Genomic DNA, 15,564 nt, shown 5'->3' on the forward strand with positions numbered 1-15,564 from the left:
GTCCACCGCCAAACCCCGGACCACCGTGAAAACCAGCCCCGCCAAATCCGGGTCCGCCGCCATGAAATCCACCGCCCGGCCCCCCACCGGGGCCTCCGTGAAAGCCACCACCGGGACCACCACCAAAACCGCCGTGCATGCCACCGCCGCCGCCAAACCCGCCACCTCCCCCGCCGGGATGGGCCAGCGCAGCAGGAGAGAGAGCACAGGTCAGCAGCAGGCATGCCGCCAGCCGTCCATAATGCAGTGAAGTGCGTTTCATGATCTGCCCCCTCTTATGGCCAGCCATCCGGCCTGATTCTGGCATCCGGTTCCTGCACGGAACATAACGTATCTCTGAATAAGACGTGGGAAACCGTTGACCGGATTTCCACAGAAAAGCTGCCTGACGCGCTTTAGATGTCAGCTTTGACACACGATACAGCGTTTCGGCCATTTGAAGGGAGAATAGATGCGCCATACGGCAATCTGATGGCTGAGGCAGGCCTCCAGACGCAGGCTGCCGTGCATCAGATGCAGATCCTATGCCAGAGAGATCCGGTCCTAAATCCATTAGCCCACCCTGAAAGAGGGGGAACAGATTTAACAGTTTTTGCGGGAAAAGTCTGGTCGGAGTGAGAGGATTCGAACCTCCGGCCCCTGCGTCCCGAACACAGTGCTCTACCAGGCTGAGCTACACTCCGATGACCGTGAGCGGGCTATACCCCTCTCCAGCCCTCTTAGCAAGAGGTGAAACGCAGAGAAGTGGAATTCTCTGCTGCTCTCAGAGCTGATCCACAGCGACGCGGTCTGATTGCTCCGCACACAGAGAACGCGCCAGCGCTGTTTCAACGTCCGGTACGGCCTCAATCATGGCCCGTGCCTCTGCTGAGGCAAACCCCTGCTCCACGGCAGCATCCAAAGCGGCAAGCAGCATATCGGCCCAGTTTGCCGTGTTAATCAGGATAATTGGCTTGCTGTGGCGTCCAAGCTGCTTCCATGTCAGAATTTCCATCATCTCATCAAACGTGCCAAAGCCGCCGGGCAGAATCCAGAACGCATCCGCGCGTGAGAACATGATCTGCTTCCGGGTATGCATCGAGTCCGTTACAATCAGTTCGGCCACGCCTTCATGCATTTTTTCCCGGCTTTCCAGAAAATCGGGAATTACACCGGTCACAGCGCCGCCTGCGCGGAGGGTTGCATCTGCCACAACGCCCATCAGCCCATGTGCGCCACCGCCATACACCAGACGGATCCCGGCCTGTGCCAGCGTCTGGCCAACGGTCTGCGCCGCCTGTTTATAAAGCGGGTTTTTCCCAAAGCGAGACCCGCAGAAAACGGCAACGGCATTCAGGGTCGAGGGCATAGGGTCCTTCTCCTTTTTTCTCACGTTCTGAGTAGCAAAAAACCATACCGTGTTTTCACGGCTTATGCAGGGCTGAAAATCTTTACGAGACTGTTTCAGGACGCAAGGCGGGTTTTCTTGTTAAGCCCCACACACAGCCCAACCCCGACAAGGCTGACAAAAGCCGCAGCCTGAAACACGGCACCATACCCCCAAAGCGGGATCATCAGGCCCAGCAGAGGGCCGGAAATCCCTATGGCTATGTCCAGACAGACAGAAAATGCCCCAATTGCCGCCCCTTTGCTCTCCGGGCCTGTCTGCGCCACAGCGCCAACACCCAGTGCAGGAAACACCAGAGAAAATCCTGCCCCTGTCAAAGCCGCGCCAACATAAGCCCACGCAACAGTCTGCCCAAAGGCCAGTACAAACAGCCCCAGAGCTTCCACCAGCAAGGAGACCATCGCCACAGTAATTCCGCCCTGTTTTGCAATCTGGCGGGTAAACGCAAAGCGGGTCAGCACAAACGTAATCCCGAACAACGCCAGCGCAAACGCCGCGCCACTCCAGTTCTGATCAGAAAAATACAGTGCCAGCATTGCGGAAATTGCCCCGAACCCGACGGACCCGGCAGCAAGAGCAAGCCCGTAGGGCAGGACACGCCCTAACACTGTAAAAAATGAAGGCTGCTTGCCCGCAACCAGCGGGGCCACGGCTGGCTGACGCAAAGCCAGCGGAATCCCTATCCCCATCAGCGCCGCAGACAACAGCCCAACCCCCGCAAATCCGCCGAGAACTGGCACGGACACACTGTGGTAGATCAGTGTCGCAACCGGCGCGCCCAGCGCGATGCCACCATAGGAACACACCCCGTTCCAGGAAATAACCTGCGCTGTGCGGCTGACCCCTGCCCTGCGGATGTTCCAGATAATGACGGCCGTTGCCACCCAGCTTTCCGCAACCCCCAGCGCAACCCGCCCGGCCAGCACACACAACAGGGCAAGACGTGGCCAGGCCACCAGCAGAGCGGCCGCAACCAGCAGCAGGCCAGACAGCACGCCGGTGCTCAGACCCATCAGCACAACACGCTTCGGGCCATCTGTATCCACCCGCTTGCCTGCCCCGACGCGGGAGGCGAACGTGGCCAGATACTGAACAGAGACAGCAAACCCCGCCATGGCGGAACTAAAACCAAGTTTTTCCCGCACAAACAGGGGCACGACGGCAATTTGCAGGCCAATATCCGTGTAACAAAACAGCGTAAAAATCACGACGGCCAGAATAACAAACGTAACCGAGGACGTGCGGACAGCCCCTTCCGACATGAAACATTCCTCAAAAAATGATGCTATACAGCGTGTTCAAGATCCTATTTCCAGATGAAAGACCCGCTCCATGACGAAGCCCCTTCCGGACGCAGGCGGATATGTCACGCTCTCTTCCCGTATTGCCTATGAAAACCCATGGACCCGCGTAAGGGAAGACATCATTCGGCGGCCCAATGGCAAAGATGGGCTGTATGGGGTGGTCGAGCGCGGTCAATTTGTTGTTATCCTGCCGCTGGGTGAAACAGAAGACGGGCGGCCCACCGTGACGCTGGTCAACCAGTATCGTTACCCGATTGGCCAGCGGCTGTGGGAATTCCCCATGGGCATGTGGGAAGACCGGCCTGACGCCGCACCGGAAACACTGGCCGCCGGAGAGTTACAGGAAGAAACAGGGCTGATTGCCAAAACGCTGCATCATGCCGGTGTGATGTATCAGGGCGCGGGCTTCACCACCCAGAAGGGGCATGTCTATCTGGCGACCGGGCTGACACAAGGCCCGTGCGCGCGTGAAGAAACTGAACAGGACATGACCTGCCACACACTTTTACTGGAAGAGGTGGAGGAGATGATCCGTAAAAACGAGATCACCTGCATGGTCACGCTGTCAGCTTTCGGACTACTTCGCGCACAGGGATTGATTTAAAAAACGTATGGATTTTTCCTGTAAGGCTTTCTGACTTTCCTGACGGAGTCAGAGAGCCTCACAGATTATTCAGAACGGGCGAACAATTACCATAATGACGATAATCATCATGAGAACCGTCGGGATCTCATTCGCTATCCGGTAATATCGTTCCGGGTGGGTATTTCTGTCTTCCGCAAACTCGCGCCGCCAGCGGGCACAGAAACCATGAAACGCAAACATGCCGACCAGTGCAGTAAGTTTGCAATGCCACCAGCCTGCATGCCAGTCCACACTTCCCGGCGTTAACACCAGAAGCACACCAAACAGCAGGCTGGCGCACATGGCCGGGTTTATAATGGCACGCAACAATCTGCGCTCCATGATTTTAAACCGCTCGCTCTCTTCTGAGCCGATACGCACCTGACAGTGATAGACAAACAGACGCGGCAGATAGAAAAGACCAGCCATCCACGCCATGACAGACATGACGTGAAAGGCCAGAATCCAGCGTACCCAGGGCAGAAGAGCATCAAACGTCATCAGACTGATCCCTGACTCTGCAAGGCTTTTTGTAAAATCGGCACAAATTCTGAAAGGTGATGGATACGGATCAGGTTTTTCCAGTCCGGAACCGGCTCTGACCCCGGCCGGAGCAGAATACACATCATCCCAGCATCCACCGCCGCACGCGCACCGGTATTGCTGTCTTCCAGCACAACGCAGTTTTCAGGCGAAACGCCTTCCTGTGCTGCGGCATGCAGATACACATCTGGCCGGGGTTTGGGCACGCCCATATCCCGCGCGGAATGAATCCGGTTTGCAAAATAATGCGTCATATCGGTGGCGATGAATTTCGCATCCATTTCCTCAACCGAGGAATTGGACCCGACACGCACAGGCAAACCCAGTTTTCTGACGCCTTCAAGCATGGCATGCACGCCATCAATCGGGTCAACGCCTTGTTTCATCGCTTCAACAAAACGCTTCTGGACACGATCTGCCCAGTCAGACCCGAGAGATTTTCCGGTTTTCTTTTCAATATCTTTCTGAATTTCCGGCAATGCCATGCCGGAAAATTCTTCAACCGCCTTTTCAGGCGGAATAGTCAGGCCAGCAGCGCGGGCTTCTTCCGCGCTGATCCGGCAACAGGTCTGTTCACTGTCCACCAGAACACCATCACAGTCAAAAATGACAAGTTTCAGGTGCCCTTCAGGAGAAAGTGCTAAAGCCTGCGTCATAAACCGGTCTCCCGCACTGTTTTGACCAGATCCGCCACATGCTCAACAGGCGTTTGCGGTAGAACACCGTGACCAAGATTAAAGACATGCGCGCGGCCACGACCGGCATTGCGGACAGCCAGAGCTTCACGCCGCATGGCCTCACCGCCGGCCAGAACAGCAACCGGGTCAAGGTTCCCCTGCAACGCCACATGCTCCGGCACCATACTGCGCACAGTCGCAAAATCTGCCCCGGTATCCAGAGCGAGAACATCCACGCCGGTTTCCCGCGCATATTCTGCCACCATCACGCCGCCAAGACGCGGAAAACCAATAACGCGCACGGAGGGGTAGCGCGCTTTAATGGTCTGCACAATCAGGCGCGTCGGCGCGATCACATGTTTACGGAATTCTGAAGGAGAAAGCAGACCTGCCCAGGAATCAAACAGCATGACAGCTTCAGCACCCGCTTCAATCTGGGCACAGAGATAGGTTGCTGTCTGCTCCGTCAGCAGCGCCATCAGCCTGTCAAACAACGCGGGTTCAGAAAAAGCCATGCTGCGGGTTATGGCAAATTCACGCGAGCCGCCACCTTCCACCATGTAGCAGGCAACCGTGAAGGGGGAACCGGTAAAGCCCAGCAGTGTCGTTGCACCCCCTTTTGCAACGCCAATATCGTCAGGGCCGTCCAGAATGCTTCTGAGCCGGGATAGCGTTTCCAGAACCGGAGCCGTCACCTCTGCAATGCGTGCAGGATCGAGTTTTGCCAGATCGGCTTCACTGCGGATTGCACCCAGAACCGGCCCTGTGCCTTCAACAAACTCAAGGGACTGCCCCATGGCCCAGGGCAGAATGAGAATGTCAGAGAACAGAATAGCGCCATCCATCCCAAAGCGGCGGATAGGCTGCAAGGTCAGTTCGGTCGCAATTTCCGGTGTCATGCAGCGTGTCAGAAAATCTGCTCTGGCGCGCATGGCCCGGAATTCCGGGAGGAAACGTCCTGCCTGTCGCATCAGCCACATTGGCGGTGGCCAGACAGCCTCACCGTTCAATGTTCTGAGCAGGCGTTTGGAGGGGGGGATATCTGTGTTGCTGGTCATGGCCTGAAGTCCTGCACGTCTTTGTCCAACCTGTCCACGGTCCTAAAATATAAAATAAAAGAATAGAAATGGATTTAGAGGTTAAAGGGTACTGTGGATGACGGGGTACCCACCATTCCGAAAATGTACCCCATCTTTCCCACACTGTGTACAGATTGCAGAGCGTTGGAAATGCTGAGGTTTTCAGAGTTATCCAGAATGTACCCAAATGAGGGTGTGTACAACTCACCGGTTCATGACTCTCGTGAGTTGTGCACGGTACTCGGTACGCGCTTGTCATGATCGCCGTACAATCCACATGTACCCCGGTACTCAGGAGAGTACTCACATCCCCCTTATTGCTCAGTACCTGAAAGAGACTCGCTTTCGTGACAGATTTAGTACTCAAACCGACTCCAATACAGGACTCGCGCCATAAACTGGTTCTGGCGAGCGGATCTGCTATCCGCCGCACACTTCTGGAAAATGCCGGACTGACCTTCTCTGTGCTGACGTCTTCTGTTGATGAAGCGCCTCTTAAACAGGCCGGATGGGCAGAGGGGGCAACACCGCAGACAGTTGCCCTCCGTCTGGCGGAAGCCAAGGCGCTTTCCCTCTCCTGCCCGGATGCCTTTATTATCGGGGCGGACCAGATGCTTTCCTGTCATGGAAGCTGGTATGACAAACCTGCGGACCTCCCCGCAGCGCGGACACAGCTTCTCTCCCTAAAAGGCCAGACCCATACCCTGCATACGGCTGTGGTGATGTGCCGGAACGGGCAGGTCCTGTGGCAGCATGTCTCTGAACCTCAGCTGACAATGCGTTCCTTTTCTGACGCTTTTCTGGATGCCTATCTGGCAGCGGAAGGTGAAGAGTGCCTGTATTCTGTCGGAGCCTATCGTATTGAAGGGCCGGGCCTGCATCTGTTTGCCCGGATGGAGGGAGATCAGACGGCTATTCTCGGCCTGCCACTCCTGCCTTTGCTGGAAGGGCTGAGAGAGATGGGGGTGTTGTTTTCCTAAAATAGGGACTTGTCAGCCCTGAAATCGTCTTGTATCAGGCGTGCACAGGCAAGCCACGTCATGTGGCCTGAATGGAACAGTGTGGGGCCATAGCTCAGTTGGGAGAGCGCCTGAATGGCATTCAGGAGGTCGTCGGTTCGATCCCGATTGGCTCCACCAGTTTCCGCTTTTTTTGTCTTTTCCCGCTATAAAATACTTTCAAACGCTCACGCTGTAAGCGTTTTTAAAGCAGGCAGTTTGGGATAATTCCTGCACAGGGTCTATCCGACCTTCACGCTGCAATCCTGCCTCTTCGCAAAAATTGATAATGCCTCTTCCCAGAAGCCCGGTGCTTAATGCTCAGCTCTGTCGAAGTGTGGGTTTTCTGAAGCAGATAAGGTTTTTTCCTGACTCTGTTCGGTGCTGCTTAGTCTCTGGCTGCCTAAAATGTTTCTGAGCATTCCGGGCTTTCTACTGTAAGCACAACACGTCTTTGATGATGTGTCAGCCCCTCCGGAGGCTGACGCAGACCGGAGAGTGGGCCGCAGGAGGGACATATGGCAGATCAGAACTGGACAGAAGAAAGCCCGGAGGATGCTGAGGCAGATGCCCGGGCAGACCGGATTTTTCAGCAAACCGGCATTGCCGAGCCCGCTGAGCCAAAAGGCAGTTTTCTGCTAACGGTTCTCCTGCCTGTTCTGATAGCAGGGGCTCTTCTGATTGGTGGCCTCTGGATGTTTTCTGGCTGGCTTGGACTCTAACAGGCTGGGACATTCAGACTATGCCGCGCTTTTCTCCTGCCCCGTTTGTGCCGGGAACCGGCTTTACACCCTGGCTGATTGTTTTGCTGGGGCTGGTAACCGCCATTGGGCCGGTGGCAACGGATATGTATCTTCCCGCCTTTCCGGAGGTGGAGCACGATCTTGGGGGCGGCAAAGGTTCAGCCCAGTTTACGCTGGGGGCCTGGTTTTTAGGGCTGGCCATCGGGCAGTTTTCTCAGGGGCCGCTGTCTGACAGATTTGGCCGCCGTGTGCCGCTTATGCTTGGCCTGCTGGTATTTGCCATTGCCTCCGCTGGCTGCGCGATGGTGCAGGATTATCATCTGTTTTGCCTGTGTCGCTTTGTGGCAGCCGTTGGCGGGTCGGCCAGCGCCGTGATTCCGCGCGCCATTGTGCGTGATGTGGCAACAGGCAAAAAAGGTGCGAAGCTGATGTCTCAGCTCACACTGGTTTTTGGTGTCATGCCTGTTCTGGCCCCCAGTCTGGGCAGTCTTGTTCTGCAATTTGGCAACTGGCGGTGGATCTTCTGGATCGGCACGTTCTATGCGCTGGCCGCCATTGTCGGCCTGTTCTGCTCTCTGCCGGATACGTTGCGGCCAGAACGCCGGGTTGCGTTTTCCCCCATCAAAATTCTGACGCGCTATATTACCATCAGTCAGGAGTCGGTGTTCCTGTCCAACGCGCTGATCGCCACATTTTCAACCTTTGTGATGTTTGCCTATCTGGGTAGTGCTCCTGTGCTATTTGAGCAGGTGCTGCATTTCACGCCCGGTCAGTTCGGGGCGTTTTTCGGGGTGAATGCGGCGGCTTTCATTCTGGGAACGCAGATCAACGGTCGCCTTGTGCATCGGGTTGCCATGCCGGTGCTGCTGGAAGGTGCTTTGCTCTGGGCAATTGTTGCCGGAGGGCTGTTCACGGTGCTGGCTTTGTGCGGGGTTGCCGGGGAGCATCACGCTCTTCTGACCTGCACGCTGATTGCCAGCATTACCGGCGCGCTGGGCTTTATCGGGCCGAATGCGACTGTGATGTCCTTCTATCATCATGGCCAGCATGCAGGCAGCGCGTCTGCCCTGCTGGGAACCATGCAGTTTGGAATTGGTTCATTGAGTAGTGTTCTGGTGGGTCTGCTGCCCGGTGGCAGCGCAATACCAACCGCCATTGGCATGATGGTGGGGATTGTTGGAATGGCCGGTGCGGACCTCATGCGGCGACATGCCCCCGAAATTGGCGCCGACGAGGACTAAGCACCGTTCGACAGAAAAGGACGGGTCTATGGGGTGGCGTTCAGAGGAAAAGCAGGCAGGCCAGGGGCTTTCCCGCCTGCTACTGGCCGGTGTTGCGGCCAGCGTAATTGGTCTGGGAAGCACGGAGGGATCTGCATGGGCGCAGCAGGCACAAGCCTCTTCTCCTGTTGTGCTGGAGCATGTGCGTCTGTTTGATGGCACGGGTGCTGCAGAACAGGATGATATGGCGGTGCTGGTGCAGGGCTCCCGCATTGTTTCCGTGGGGCATACGGGCAAGCTGGCTGTGCCGCAGGGTGCAAAGCGGATTGATCTTTCCGGTAAAACGCTGATCCCCGGTCTGATCAGTAACCACAGCCATGTGGGCGTTGTTTCGGGCACTTCTGTCGGGTCTCAAAACTTTACAGCACCCGTTATCAAAGGGGCGCTGGACCAGTATGAACGCTATGGCGTGACGACCGTCACCGCCCTTGGTCTGACAAAATCTCCTCTTTTTGATGATCTCCGGCAGGCCCAGCATGCGGATGGTTCGGCCGGGGCAGATCTGTTCGGGGTTGATCAGGGGATAGGCGTGCCCGGAGGGATGCCGCCGGAGGGCATGGTCAAGGTCGGGAAAGATCAGATTTTCCGCCCCGCTACCGTGGCTGAGGCACAGCAGGCCGTGCAGACCATGGCGCGGGAGCATACGGACCTTGTGAAGCTCTGGGTGGATGATTTCCGCAACGGAGTAGCCAGCCAGAAGCCCCTGCCTGTTATGAAGCCGGAAATCTGGCAGGCTGTTATCAATGAAGCCCATAGCCAGCATCTGCGTGTGGCCGTGCATATTCATGATCTGGATTACGGCAAGCGGCTTGTAGCCGCCGGGGCAGACATTATTGCGCATGGTGTGCGGGACGAGCCGGTGGACGGCACCTTTATTGCCGCTCTGAAAGACCGGGGCGTGTGGTATATTCCCACAATCAGTCTGGATGAAGCGACATACCTGTTTGCTGAACAGCCTGAAATCCTGAATGATCCGGTTCTGAAGGCTGGCCTGAGTGCGGACCTGCAAAAACAGTTTTCAGACCCGGCATGGCGGCAGAAAACGGTCTCCTCCCCTCTGGCGAAGGCCTCACACGCGGCTGTGGCGATGAACCAGAAAAACCTGCTCACACTGTATAAAGCCGGGGTGAAGATTGGCTTTGGCACGGATTCCGGCGCGGCTCCGGTAAGGATTCCCGGCTTTGCGGAACACCGGGAACTGAGGCTGCTGGTGCAGGCCGGGCTGACGCCCCTTCAGGCGCTGACACTGGCGACAAGTCAGGCCGCCGCTTTGCTGAACCTGTCTGACCGTGGGGTGATTGCTCCCGGCAAGCGTGCAGATTTTGTGGTGCTGGAGGCAGATCCTGCGGACAATATTGCGGCTGTTGACCAGATTGCCGCTGTCTGGCGCGGTGGTGTGCGGGCAGCCGGACCTCTGGTGCCGCGCTGAAGCAGACTTAGTGCGACTGCGGGGCCGATGACGGCTGTTGTTGTTCCCGCTTGCCGTAAATAGCCTGTGTTTCCGGGATAACGCTGTGGCCGTCCCCTGCCTGGAGCGGGCCGGTTGCAGCGTCGGAGGGAGCCAGAGGCTCGTACCGGTCGGTTGGCTGGGCTTTATCGGGGTTCTGGCCGTTATTGCGCGCCATATCTTCTCGCCGTTCCTGCTCCTGCGCCGCGCGGGCTTCTGCCGGAGCGGCCTCGGGCAGGAAACGGCCCGGCCGTTCTGGAGGAAGGTCGATATTATCGCCTTCAATCTCGACATGGCATCCGGCCAGCAGGGGGGCCGCCAGAACGAGCGCCCCCAGCTCCAGCATGAGGCGTGGAGCGGATCTGGTTCTGAGCAGAGGGGCGCAGCGTTTCACGGCAGAGCGTTATCCAGCCTTGAGGATATTAAAAAACTCAGCCTTCGAGGGGGCGGGCTTCTTCCGGCAGCATGACAGGAATGCCATCCCGGATGGGGAAGGCCAGTTTAGCCTGTGCGCTGATCAGCTCATTGGTGGTGGCATCATAGGTCAGCGGGCCTTTTGTCACCGGACAGACCAGAATGGAGAGGAGCCGCTGGTCAAGCGGAGGAGAAATTTCAGCACCAGACATGAGTCATACCCATAAAAATGATTCAGGAAGGCGGACCTTCCTCTTCAGGACCAGACAGGTCTAGCAGCATTTGCAGCACACGCACACGCTCTGTCAGGCTACCTGCATCCAGCAATGCCTGTTTTTCCGCCGGAGGAAAAGGACAGATCATGGGAAGGGTGACCAGCAGGGCGTCATCCTCCATCTGTTCAATAACAGACCAGCGGGCTGTCAGCCCTTTCTGGCGAAAATACTGGCGCAGAGAATTGAACAGTTTGTCACGGTCAAAAGGCTCGGACGGAATTTCGCTCAGATCACCCACAAAGGATGAGACATCAATCCGTGCCTGACGGTACCCTCTGTGCAGGCCTGTCTCCCGCAGCACCCGGAACCGGGCCACGCCGCTTAGGGTTACGGCAAAGGTGCCATCGGCCCGTTCTGTAAAGGAGGTAATGCGGCCCAGACAGCCAACGGAATAAAGAGGCGGGGCTTTATTGTGCTCTTCTTCATCCTCTTCCTTCCATAAAGGCTGAATCATGCCGATCAGCCGTTGGGAGGCCAGAGCATCTTCCACCAGTGCCACGTAACGCGGTTCAAACACGTTCAGCGGCAGCTTGCCCCGTGGCAGCAGCAGAACGCCGCTGAGGGGAAACAGGCCGATTTCCGCAGGGATATCGGCCATAGTCAGGTCTGAAACTCTGGGAACGTGACGCAGAATTTCTTCGTCAGGAAAGAAAGAGGCCAAGAGGAACCGTGTCAGGAAAACAGGAGGGAAGACAGCCGGCGGCGGGCGGCCAGTGTCGCGGGGTCATCATGGCCCCAGGCTTCAAAAAAGCGGAAAAGCTGCTGTTTGGCGGCACCCTCGTTCCAGTTCGGGTCTGCTTTGATGATGGAAAGCAGTTCATCCGCAGCGTCTTCCCGCTTGCCAGCCACATTCAGGCCTGTTGCGAGTTCGCAGCGGGCGGCGTGATCCTGCGGGTTGGCGGCAAGGCGGGCGCGGACCTCTTCCATTTCCTGCGCGGCCTTGCGGCCTTCCTTTTTGAGTTCCAGCGCCGCGCGTGCGCCTGCAACCTCGGGTGTATCGCGGATTTTTTCCGGCACGTCGGCAAGGGCAGCGTCGGCAGCTTCTTCATCATCCAGAGCCAGCATGGCGCGGATCAGGCCGCCCCATGCTTTCGGGTTTTCCGGTTCTTCACCCAGAACGCCGGAGAACAGCTCCGCAGCGTGCGCAGGCTGGTTGGTCTCCATTGCCACAGTGGCTTCCTGCAGCAGTTCCGTTGCGGGCAGCGTACCCCCACCGGCGGCCTTCAGCACGCCTTCCACAAATTTCTTGATCTCGCTTTCCGGCAGAGCGCCCTGAAACAGGTCAAGAATCTGGCCTTTCCAGAAGACCGCGACCATCGGGATGGATTGCAGCGGCAGGCCGATCTGCGTGAGCTGGGCGGCAAGCGCGCGGTTGGCTTCAATGTCAATTTTAACAAGGCGTACCTTGCCACGGGCCGCGGTCACAACCTTTTCCAGCACCGGAGCAAGCTGCTTGCACGGGCCACACCAGTCCGCCCAGAAATCGACCAGCACAGGGATGGACCGGCTGGCTTCAATCACATCCTGCATGAAGGTGGCCTGTGTGCCATCCGTAATCAGCGGGGCTGAGGCCTGAGGCGTGGCGGTCTGCCCCTGTGCCAGCGGGTCCTGCATCAGGCTGCCGGAAGCCTGAGGGGCTTGCTGGCCAATAATATGGTCCATCTGGTGTTCATCCTTGCTCAAAACGACGGGGTGGCGCGGGGTCCATCCGGCGGCGCAAACCGCATTAGCTTTCTAAATGGTGAATCCTTTGCCCCGGTGCAATGGGAATTGGCGAGAGACATCCCATATCAGCATGGAAGACGTGCCGGGCGGCCATTCCCTGATTGCATGAAGGGAGGCAAAGGCGGCATACTGGACAAAACAGGAACGGCAGCGGTATTTTATGGACAATCCATCTTTTCCCAGTGCTCAGAAACTCAGTGTGCGCGGGGCACGGGCGCACAACCTCAAAAATGTTGATATCGATATTCCACGGGATTGTCTGACGGTTGTGACCGGGCTTTCCGGCTCCGGGAAATCGTCACTGGCGTTTGATACGATCTACGCCGAAGGCCAGCGCCGTTATGTGGAAAGCCTCTCCGCTTACGCCCGCCAGTTTCTGGAACTGATGGGCAAGCCGGATGTGGATTCCATAGAAGGGCTTTCCCCCGCGATTTCCATTGAGCAGAAAACCACGTCCAAAAACCCCCGCTCCACCGTGGGGACCGTGACGGAAATTTACGACTATATGCGTCTGCTCTGGGCGCGGGCCGGGGTGCCGTACTCTCCAGCCACCGGTTTGCCGATTGAAGCGCAGACCGTCAGCCAGATGGTGGACCGTGTCATGGCGCTGCCCGAAGGCACGCGCCTGCTGCTGCTCTCCCCCGTTATCCGGGACCGTAAAGGGGAATACCGGAAAGAGCTGGCGGAGTTGCAGCGCAAGGGCTTTACCCGCGTAAAGGTGGATGGGGAACTGTATGAAATTGCGGACGTCCCGGCCCTGAACCGCAAGCTGCGCCATACTGTGGAAGTAGTGGTGGACCGGGTCGTTGTGAAAGAAGGGATTGAAACCCGTCTGGCTGACAGTTTTGAAACAGCCCTGAGCCTGTCCGATGGCATTGCCTACACCGAAGAAGTTCTGAAAGACAAAGACGCAGAGCCGGAACGTCTGGTTTTTTCTTCCCGTTTTTCCTGCCCTGTCAGCGGTTTTACGCTGGAAGAAATTGAACCGCGCCTGTTCTCCTTTAATGCGCCGCAGGGGGCGTGCCCGTCCTGTGATGGGCTGGGGTCTGAAACATTTTTCAATCCGGCTCTTGTGGTGCCGGATGTTTCAAAGTCTTTGCAGAAAGGGGCCATTGCACCGTGGAAAGATGCAAAATCGCCTTTGCTGGAACAGACACTGAAAAGCCTGGCCGCGCATTTTGGCATCAGCATGGACACCCCATGGAAAGACCTGCCGGAAAAGGCGCAGGACGGTATTCTGAACGGTGTTGAAGAGAACATAGACTTTACCTATCAGGATGGCCGGAAAAGTTACACGGTCAGCAAACCGTTTGAAGGGGTTCTGGCCAGTCTGGCCCGGCGTCTGGCCAACACGGACAGTATGTGGGTGCGTGAGGAACTCTCCCGTTACCAGTCAGAAAAGCCATGCCATGTCTGCCACGGGGCACGCCTGCGGCCAGAAGCTTTGTCTGTCCGTGTTGCAGATAAAACCATTGCTCAGGCCTGTGACCTGCCAATTGGTACGGCGCTGGAGTGGTTTGAGACCGTCATGCCAACGCTCACACCCCAGAAAGCTGAGATTGCACGGCGTATTTTGCGGGAAATTCAGGAACGTCTGACCTTTCTGGATGATGTGGGGCTGGACTATCTGACGCTCTCCCGCAGTTCCGCCACGTTATCGGGCGGTGAAAGTCAGCGTATCCGGCTGGCCAGCCAGATTGGCTCCGGGCTAACCGGGGTTCTCTATGTGCTGGATGAACCCTCGATTGGCCTGCATCAGCGCGATAATGAGCGACTGCTTGGAACGCTGGAGCGTTTGAAAAAGCTCGGAAATACTCTGATTGTTGTTGAGCATGATGAAGATGCAATCCGCAGTGCGGACTGGCTTGTGGATATGGGGCCTGGAGCGGGTGTGAACGGCGGCACTGTGATTGCCGCAGGCACCCCGGAAGAAGTTGCCAAGGTGCCGGAAAGCCTGACAGGCGCTTATCTGTCCGGGCGTAAGCGGATTCCGGTGCCGGAGCACAGGCGGCCGTATGACAAGAAAAAAGTCCTCACGGTAGAAGGCGCCACAGGGCATAACCTGAAAAACGTCACGGCCCATTTTCCTCTGGGCACGTTTACCTGCGTAACAGGGGTTTCCGGCAGCGGGAAATCCACGCTGGTTATTGATACGCTTTATAAAGCCCTGTCCCGGCAGTTGATGGGGTCTTCCCAGACGCCGGAAGCGTATAAAAACATTAAAGGGATTGAGCTGCTCGATAAGATTATTGATATCGATCAGTCTCCCATTGGCCGCACCCCCCGCTCCAACCCGGCAACTTATACAGACCTGTTTACCCCTATCCGTGACTGGTTTGCAGAACTGCCGGAGAGCAAGGCGCGGGGTTACAAGCCGGGCCGGTTCTCGTTCAACGTAAAGGGTGGGCGGTGCGAGGCGTGTCAGGGGGATGGTGTTCTCAAAATCGAGATGCACTTTCTGCCGGATGTGTTTGTCACCTGCGATACCTGCAAAGGCACGCGCTATAACCGCGAGACGCTGGATATCAAATTCCGAGGAAAATCCATTGCCGATGTGCTGGCAATGAGCGTGGATGAAGCCCTGCCCTATTTTTCCGCACAGACCCGTATCCGGGACAGACTGGCCATTCTGCAAAAAGTCGGTCTGGGCTATGTTGCTCTGGGCCAGCAGGCAACCACCCTTTCGGGTGGGGAGGCTCAGCGTGTCAAACTCTCGAAGGAGCTGGCACGCCGGGCAACAGGTCGGACCGTGTATATTCTGGATGAGCCGACAACCGGGCTGCATACGGAAGATGTGCGTAAGCTTCTGGAAGTTCTGCATGCGCTGGTGGATCAGGGTAATACCGTGATTGTCATTGAACATAATCTGGAAGTGATCAAAACCGCCGACTGGATTGTGGATGTTGGGCCGGAGGGTGGTGATGGCGGTGGCCGCATTGTTGCGGAAGGCACGCCGGAAGATATTGTGGCCTGCAAGGAAAGCTATACCGGCCAGTTTCTTGCTCCGCTGCTGGCTCCCGCTTCGGCTAAAACCAGAAAAAAGAAGAAATAAGCTGTGCCTGTAAAA

At 57.0% G+C, this 15,564-nt stretch carries 16 protein-coding genes and 2 tRNA genes; 7 read left to right on the forward strand and 11 right to left on the reverse strand.

Going from position 1 to position 15,564, the window contains the following annotated elements:
• From JK199_RS10030 to JK199_RS10045, 4 genes are all read right to left on the reverse strand, one after another.
• The coding region (locus JK199_RS10030) for a hypothetical protein (protein ID WP_212375602.1) at positions 1 to 262 on the reverse strand (262 nt) is incomplete at its 3' end.
• A 344-nt stretch (positions 263 to 606) separates the two neighbouring features.
• Positions 607 to 683 (reverse strand) — tRNA-Pro (locus JK199_RS10035).
• 80 nt (positions 684 to 763) lie between these two features.
• Positions 764 to 1,348: an LOG family protein gene (locus JK199_RS10040; protein ID WP_025828065.1), complete on the reverse strand. Its 585-nt coding sequence runs from the start codon at positions 1,346 to 1,348 to the stop codon at positions 764 to 766.
• A 95-nt stretch (positions 1,349 to 1,443) separates the two neighbouring features.
• Positions 1,444 to 2,649: an MFS transporter gene (locus JK199_RS10045; RefSeq protein WP_212375603.1), complete on the reverse strand. Its 1,206-nt coding sequence runs from the start codon at positions 2,647 to 2,649 to the stop codon at positions 1,444 to 1,446.
• Positions 2,650 to 2,719: 70 nt separating this feature from the next.
• On the opposite strand from JK199_RS10045, the gene JK199_RS10050 reads away from it, so the two are divergent.
• On the forward strand, positions 2,720 to 3,295 hold the full coding sequence (locus JK199_RS10050) for an NUDIX domain-containing protein (protein WP_212375604.1): 576 nt from the start codon (positions 2,720 to 2,722) through the stop codon (positions 3,293 to 3,295).
• A gap of 69 nt (positions 3,296 to 3,364) precedes the next feature.
• Here JK199_RS10050 and hemJ read toward each other — a convergent pair whose 3' ends face one another.
• Genes hemJ through hemE form a run of 3 tightly spaced genes read right to left on the reverse strand, consistent with a single transcriptional unit; the run spans position 3,365 to position 5,594 of the window.
• On the reverse strand, positions 3,365 to 3,817 hold the full coding sequence (gene hemJ / locus JK199_RS10055) for a protoporphyrinogen oxidase HemJ (protein ID WP_086654508.1): 453 nt from the start codon (positions 3,815 to 3,817) through the stop codon (positions 3,365 to 3,367).
• The gene (locus JK199_RS10060) at positions 3,817 to 4,515 is read right to left on the reverse strand and encodes an HAD family hydrolase (RefSeq protein ID WP_212375606.1); all 699 of its coding nucleotides are present in this window, start codon (positions 4,513 to 4,515) and stop codon (positions 3,817 to 3,819) included. Before JK199_RS10060 ends, hemJ begins: the two co-directional genes overlap by 1 nt.
• A complete protein-coding gene (gene hemE, locus JK199_RS10065) occupies positions 4,512 to 5,594 on the reverse strand; it encodes a uroporphyrinogen decarboxylase (RefSeq protein WP_212375608.1) in 1,083 nt (360 codons plus the stop codon). Before hemE ends, JK199_RS10060 begins: the two co-directional genes overlap by 4 nt.
• A 368-nt stretch (positions 5,595 to 5,962) precedes the next feature.
• Between hemE and JK199_RS10070 the strand changes: the two genes are divergently transcribed.
• From JK199_RS10070 to JK199_RS10090, 5 genes are all read left to right on the forward strand, one after another.
• Positions 5,963 to 6,595 carry a Maf family protein gene (locus JK199_RS10070; protein ID WP_212375610.1) on the forward strand — a complete coding sequence of 211 codons (633 nt, stop codon included), beginning with the start codon at positions 5,963 to 5,965 and terminating at the stop codon, positions 6,593 to 6,595.
• Between the two features lie 83 nt (positions 6,596 to 6,678).
• Positions 6,679 to 6,754, forward strand: a tRNA-Ala gene (locus JK199_RS10075).
• A 377-nt stretch (positions 6,755 to 7,131) separates the two neighbouring features.
• Positions 7,132 to 7,335 carry a hypothetical protein gene (locus JK199_RS10080; RefSeq protein WP_035374330.1) on the forward strand — a complete coding sequence of 68 codons (204 nt, stop codon included), beginning with the start codon at positions 7,132 to 7,134 and terminating at the stop codon, positions 7,333 to 7,335.
• Positions 7,336 to 7,355: 20 nt separating this feature from the next.
• Entirely contained in the window at positions 7,356 to 8,597 is a 1,242-nt protein-coding gene (locus JK199_RS10085) for a multidrug effflux MFS transporter (protein ID WP_212375612.1), read from the forward strand.
• A 28-nt stretch (positions 8,598 to 8,625) separates the two neighbouring features.
• Entirely contained in the window at positions 8,626 to 10,065 is a 1,440-nt protein-coding gene (locus JK199_RS10090; protein ID WP_212375614.1) for an amidohydrolase family protein, read from the forward strand.
• A gap of 7 nt (positions 10,066 to 10,072) precedes the next feature.
• On the opposite strand, the gene JK199_RS10095 is transcribed toward JK199_RS10090, so the two are convergent.
• The 4 genes from JK199_RS10095 to JK199_RS10110 form a co-directional block, all read right to left on the reverse strand.
• Complete coding sequence (locus tag JK199_RS10095; RefSeq protein WP_237388906.1) at positions 10,073 to 10,477, reverse strand: hypothetical protein; 405 nt, start codon at positions 10,475 to 10,477, stop codon at positions 10,073 to 10,075.
• A 37-nt stretch (positions 10,478 to 10,514) separates the two neighbouring features.
• Positions 10,515 to 10,709 carry a Trm112 family protein gene (locus tag JK199_RS10100; protein ID WP_035374327.1) on the reverse strand — a complete coding sequence of 65 codons (195 nt, stop codon included), beginning with the start codon at positions 10,707 to 10,709 and terminating at the stop codon, positions 10,515 to 10,517.
• A 22-nt stretch (positions 10,710 to 10,731) separates the two neighbouring features.
• Complete coding sequence (locus tag JK199_RS10105; RefSeq protein WP_244985062.1) at positions 10,732 to 11,370, reverse strand: LON peptidase substrate-binding domain-containing protein; 639 nt, start codon at positions 11,368 to 11,370, stop codon at positions 10,732 to 10,734.
• A gap of 74 nt (positions 11,371 to 11,444) precedes the next feature.
• Positions 11,445 to 12,434 (reverse strand): tetratricopeptide repeat protein, encoded by a 990-nt coding sequence (locus JK199_RS10110; protein WP_077931742.1) that lies wholly within the window; start codon positions 12,432 to 12,434, stop codon positions 11,445 to 11,447.
• 223 nt (positions 12,435 to 12,657) lie between these two features.
• Here JK199_RS10110 and uvrA point away from each other — a divergent pair, with 223 nt between their 5' ends.
• On the forward strand, positions 12,658 to 15,549 hold the full coding sequence (gene uvrA, locus JK199_RS10115) for an excinuclease ABC subunit UvrA (RefSeq protein ID WP_212375619.1): 2,892 nt from the start codon (positions 12,658 to 12,660) through the stop codon (positions 15,547 to 15,549).
• Positions 15,550 to 15,564 lie beyond the last annotated feature (15 nt).

This window comes from Acetobacter persici, assembly GCF_018256955.1.
GTDB lineage: Bacteria > Pseudomonadota > Alphaproteobacteria > Acetobacterales > Acetobacteraceae > Acetobacter > Acetobacter persici.

Bases quoted from the DNA above. Each gene is read 5' to 3' on its own strand.
- JK199_RS10040 (WP_025828065.1), bottom strand. From the start codon at position 1,348: ATGCCCTCGACCCTGAATGCCGTTGCCGTTTTCTGCGGGTCTCGCTTT.
- JK199_RS10045 (WP_212375603.1), bottom strand. From the start codon at position 2,649: ATGTCGGAAGGGGCTGTCCGCACGTCCTCGGTTACGTTTGTTATTCTG.
- JK199_RS10050 (WP_212375604.1), top strand. From the start codon at position 2,720: ATGACGAAGCCCCTTCCGGACGCAGGCGGATATGTCACGCTCTCTTCC.
- hemJ (WP_086654508.1), bottom strand. From the start codon at position 3,817: ATGACGTTTGATGCTCTTCTGCCCTGGGTACGCTGGATTCTGGCCTTT.
- JK199_RS10060 (WP_212375606.1), bottom strand. From the start codon at position 4,515: ATGACGCAGGCTTTAGCACTTTCTCCTGAAGGGCACCTGAAACTTGTC.
- hemE (WP_212375608.1), bottom strand. From the start codon at position 5,594: ATGACCAGCAACACAGATATCCCCCCCTCCAAACGCCTGCTCAGAACA.
- JK199_RS10080 (WP_035374330.1), top strand. From the start codon at position 7,132: ATGGCAGATCAGAACTGGACAGAAGAAAGCCCGGAGGATGCTGAGGCA.
- JK199_RS10085 (WP_212375612.1), top strand. From the start codon at position 7,356: ATGCCGCGCTTTTCTCCTGCCCCGTTTGTGCCGGGAACCGGCTTTACA.
- JK199_RS10090 (WP_212375614.1), top strand. From the start codon at position 8,626: ATGGGGTGGCGTTCAGAGGAAAAGCAGGCAGGCCAGGGGCTTTCCCGC.
- JK199_RS10100 (WP_035374327.1), bottom strand. From the start codon at position 10,709: ATGTCTGGTGCTGAAATTTCTCCTCCGCTTGACCAGCGGCTCCTCTCC.
- JK199_RS10105 (WP_244985062.1), bottom strand. From the start codon at position 11,370: ATGGCCGATATCCCTGCGGAAATCGGCCTGTTTCCCCTCAGCGGCGTT.
- JK199_RS10110 (WP_077931742.1), bottom strand. From the start codon at position 12,434: ATGGACCATATTATTGGCCAGCAAGCCCCTCAGGCTTCCGGCAGCCTG.
- uvrA (WP_212375619.1), top strand. From the start codon at position 12,658: ATGGACAATCCATCTTTTCCCAGTGCTCAGAAACTCAGTGTGCGCGGG.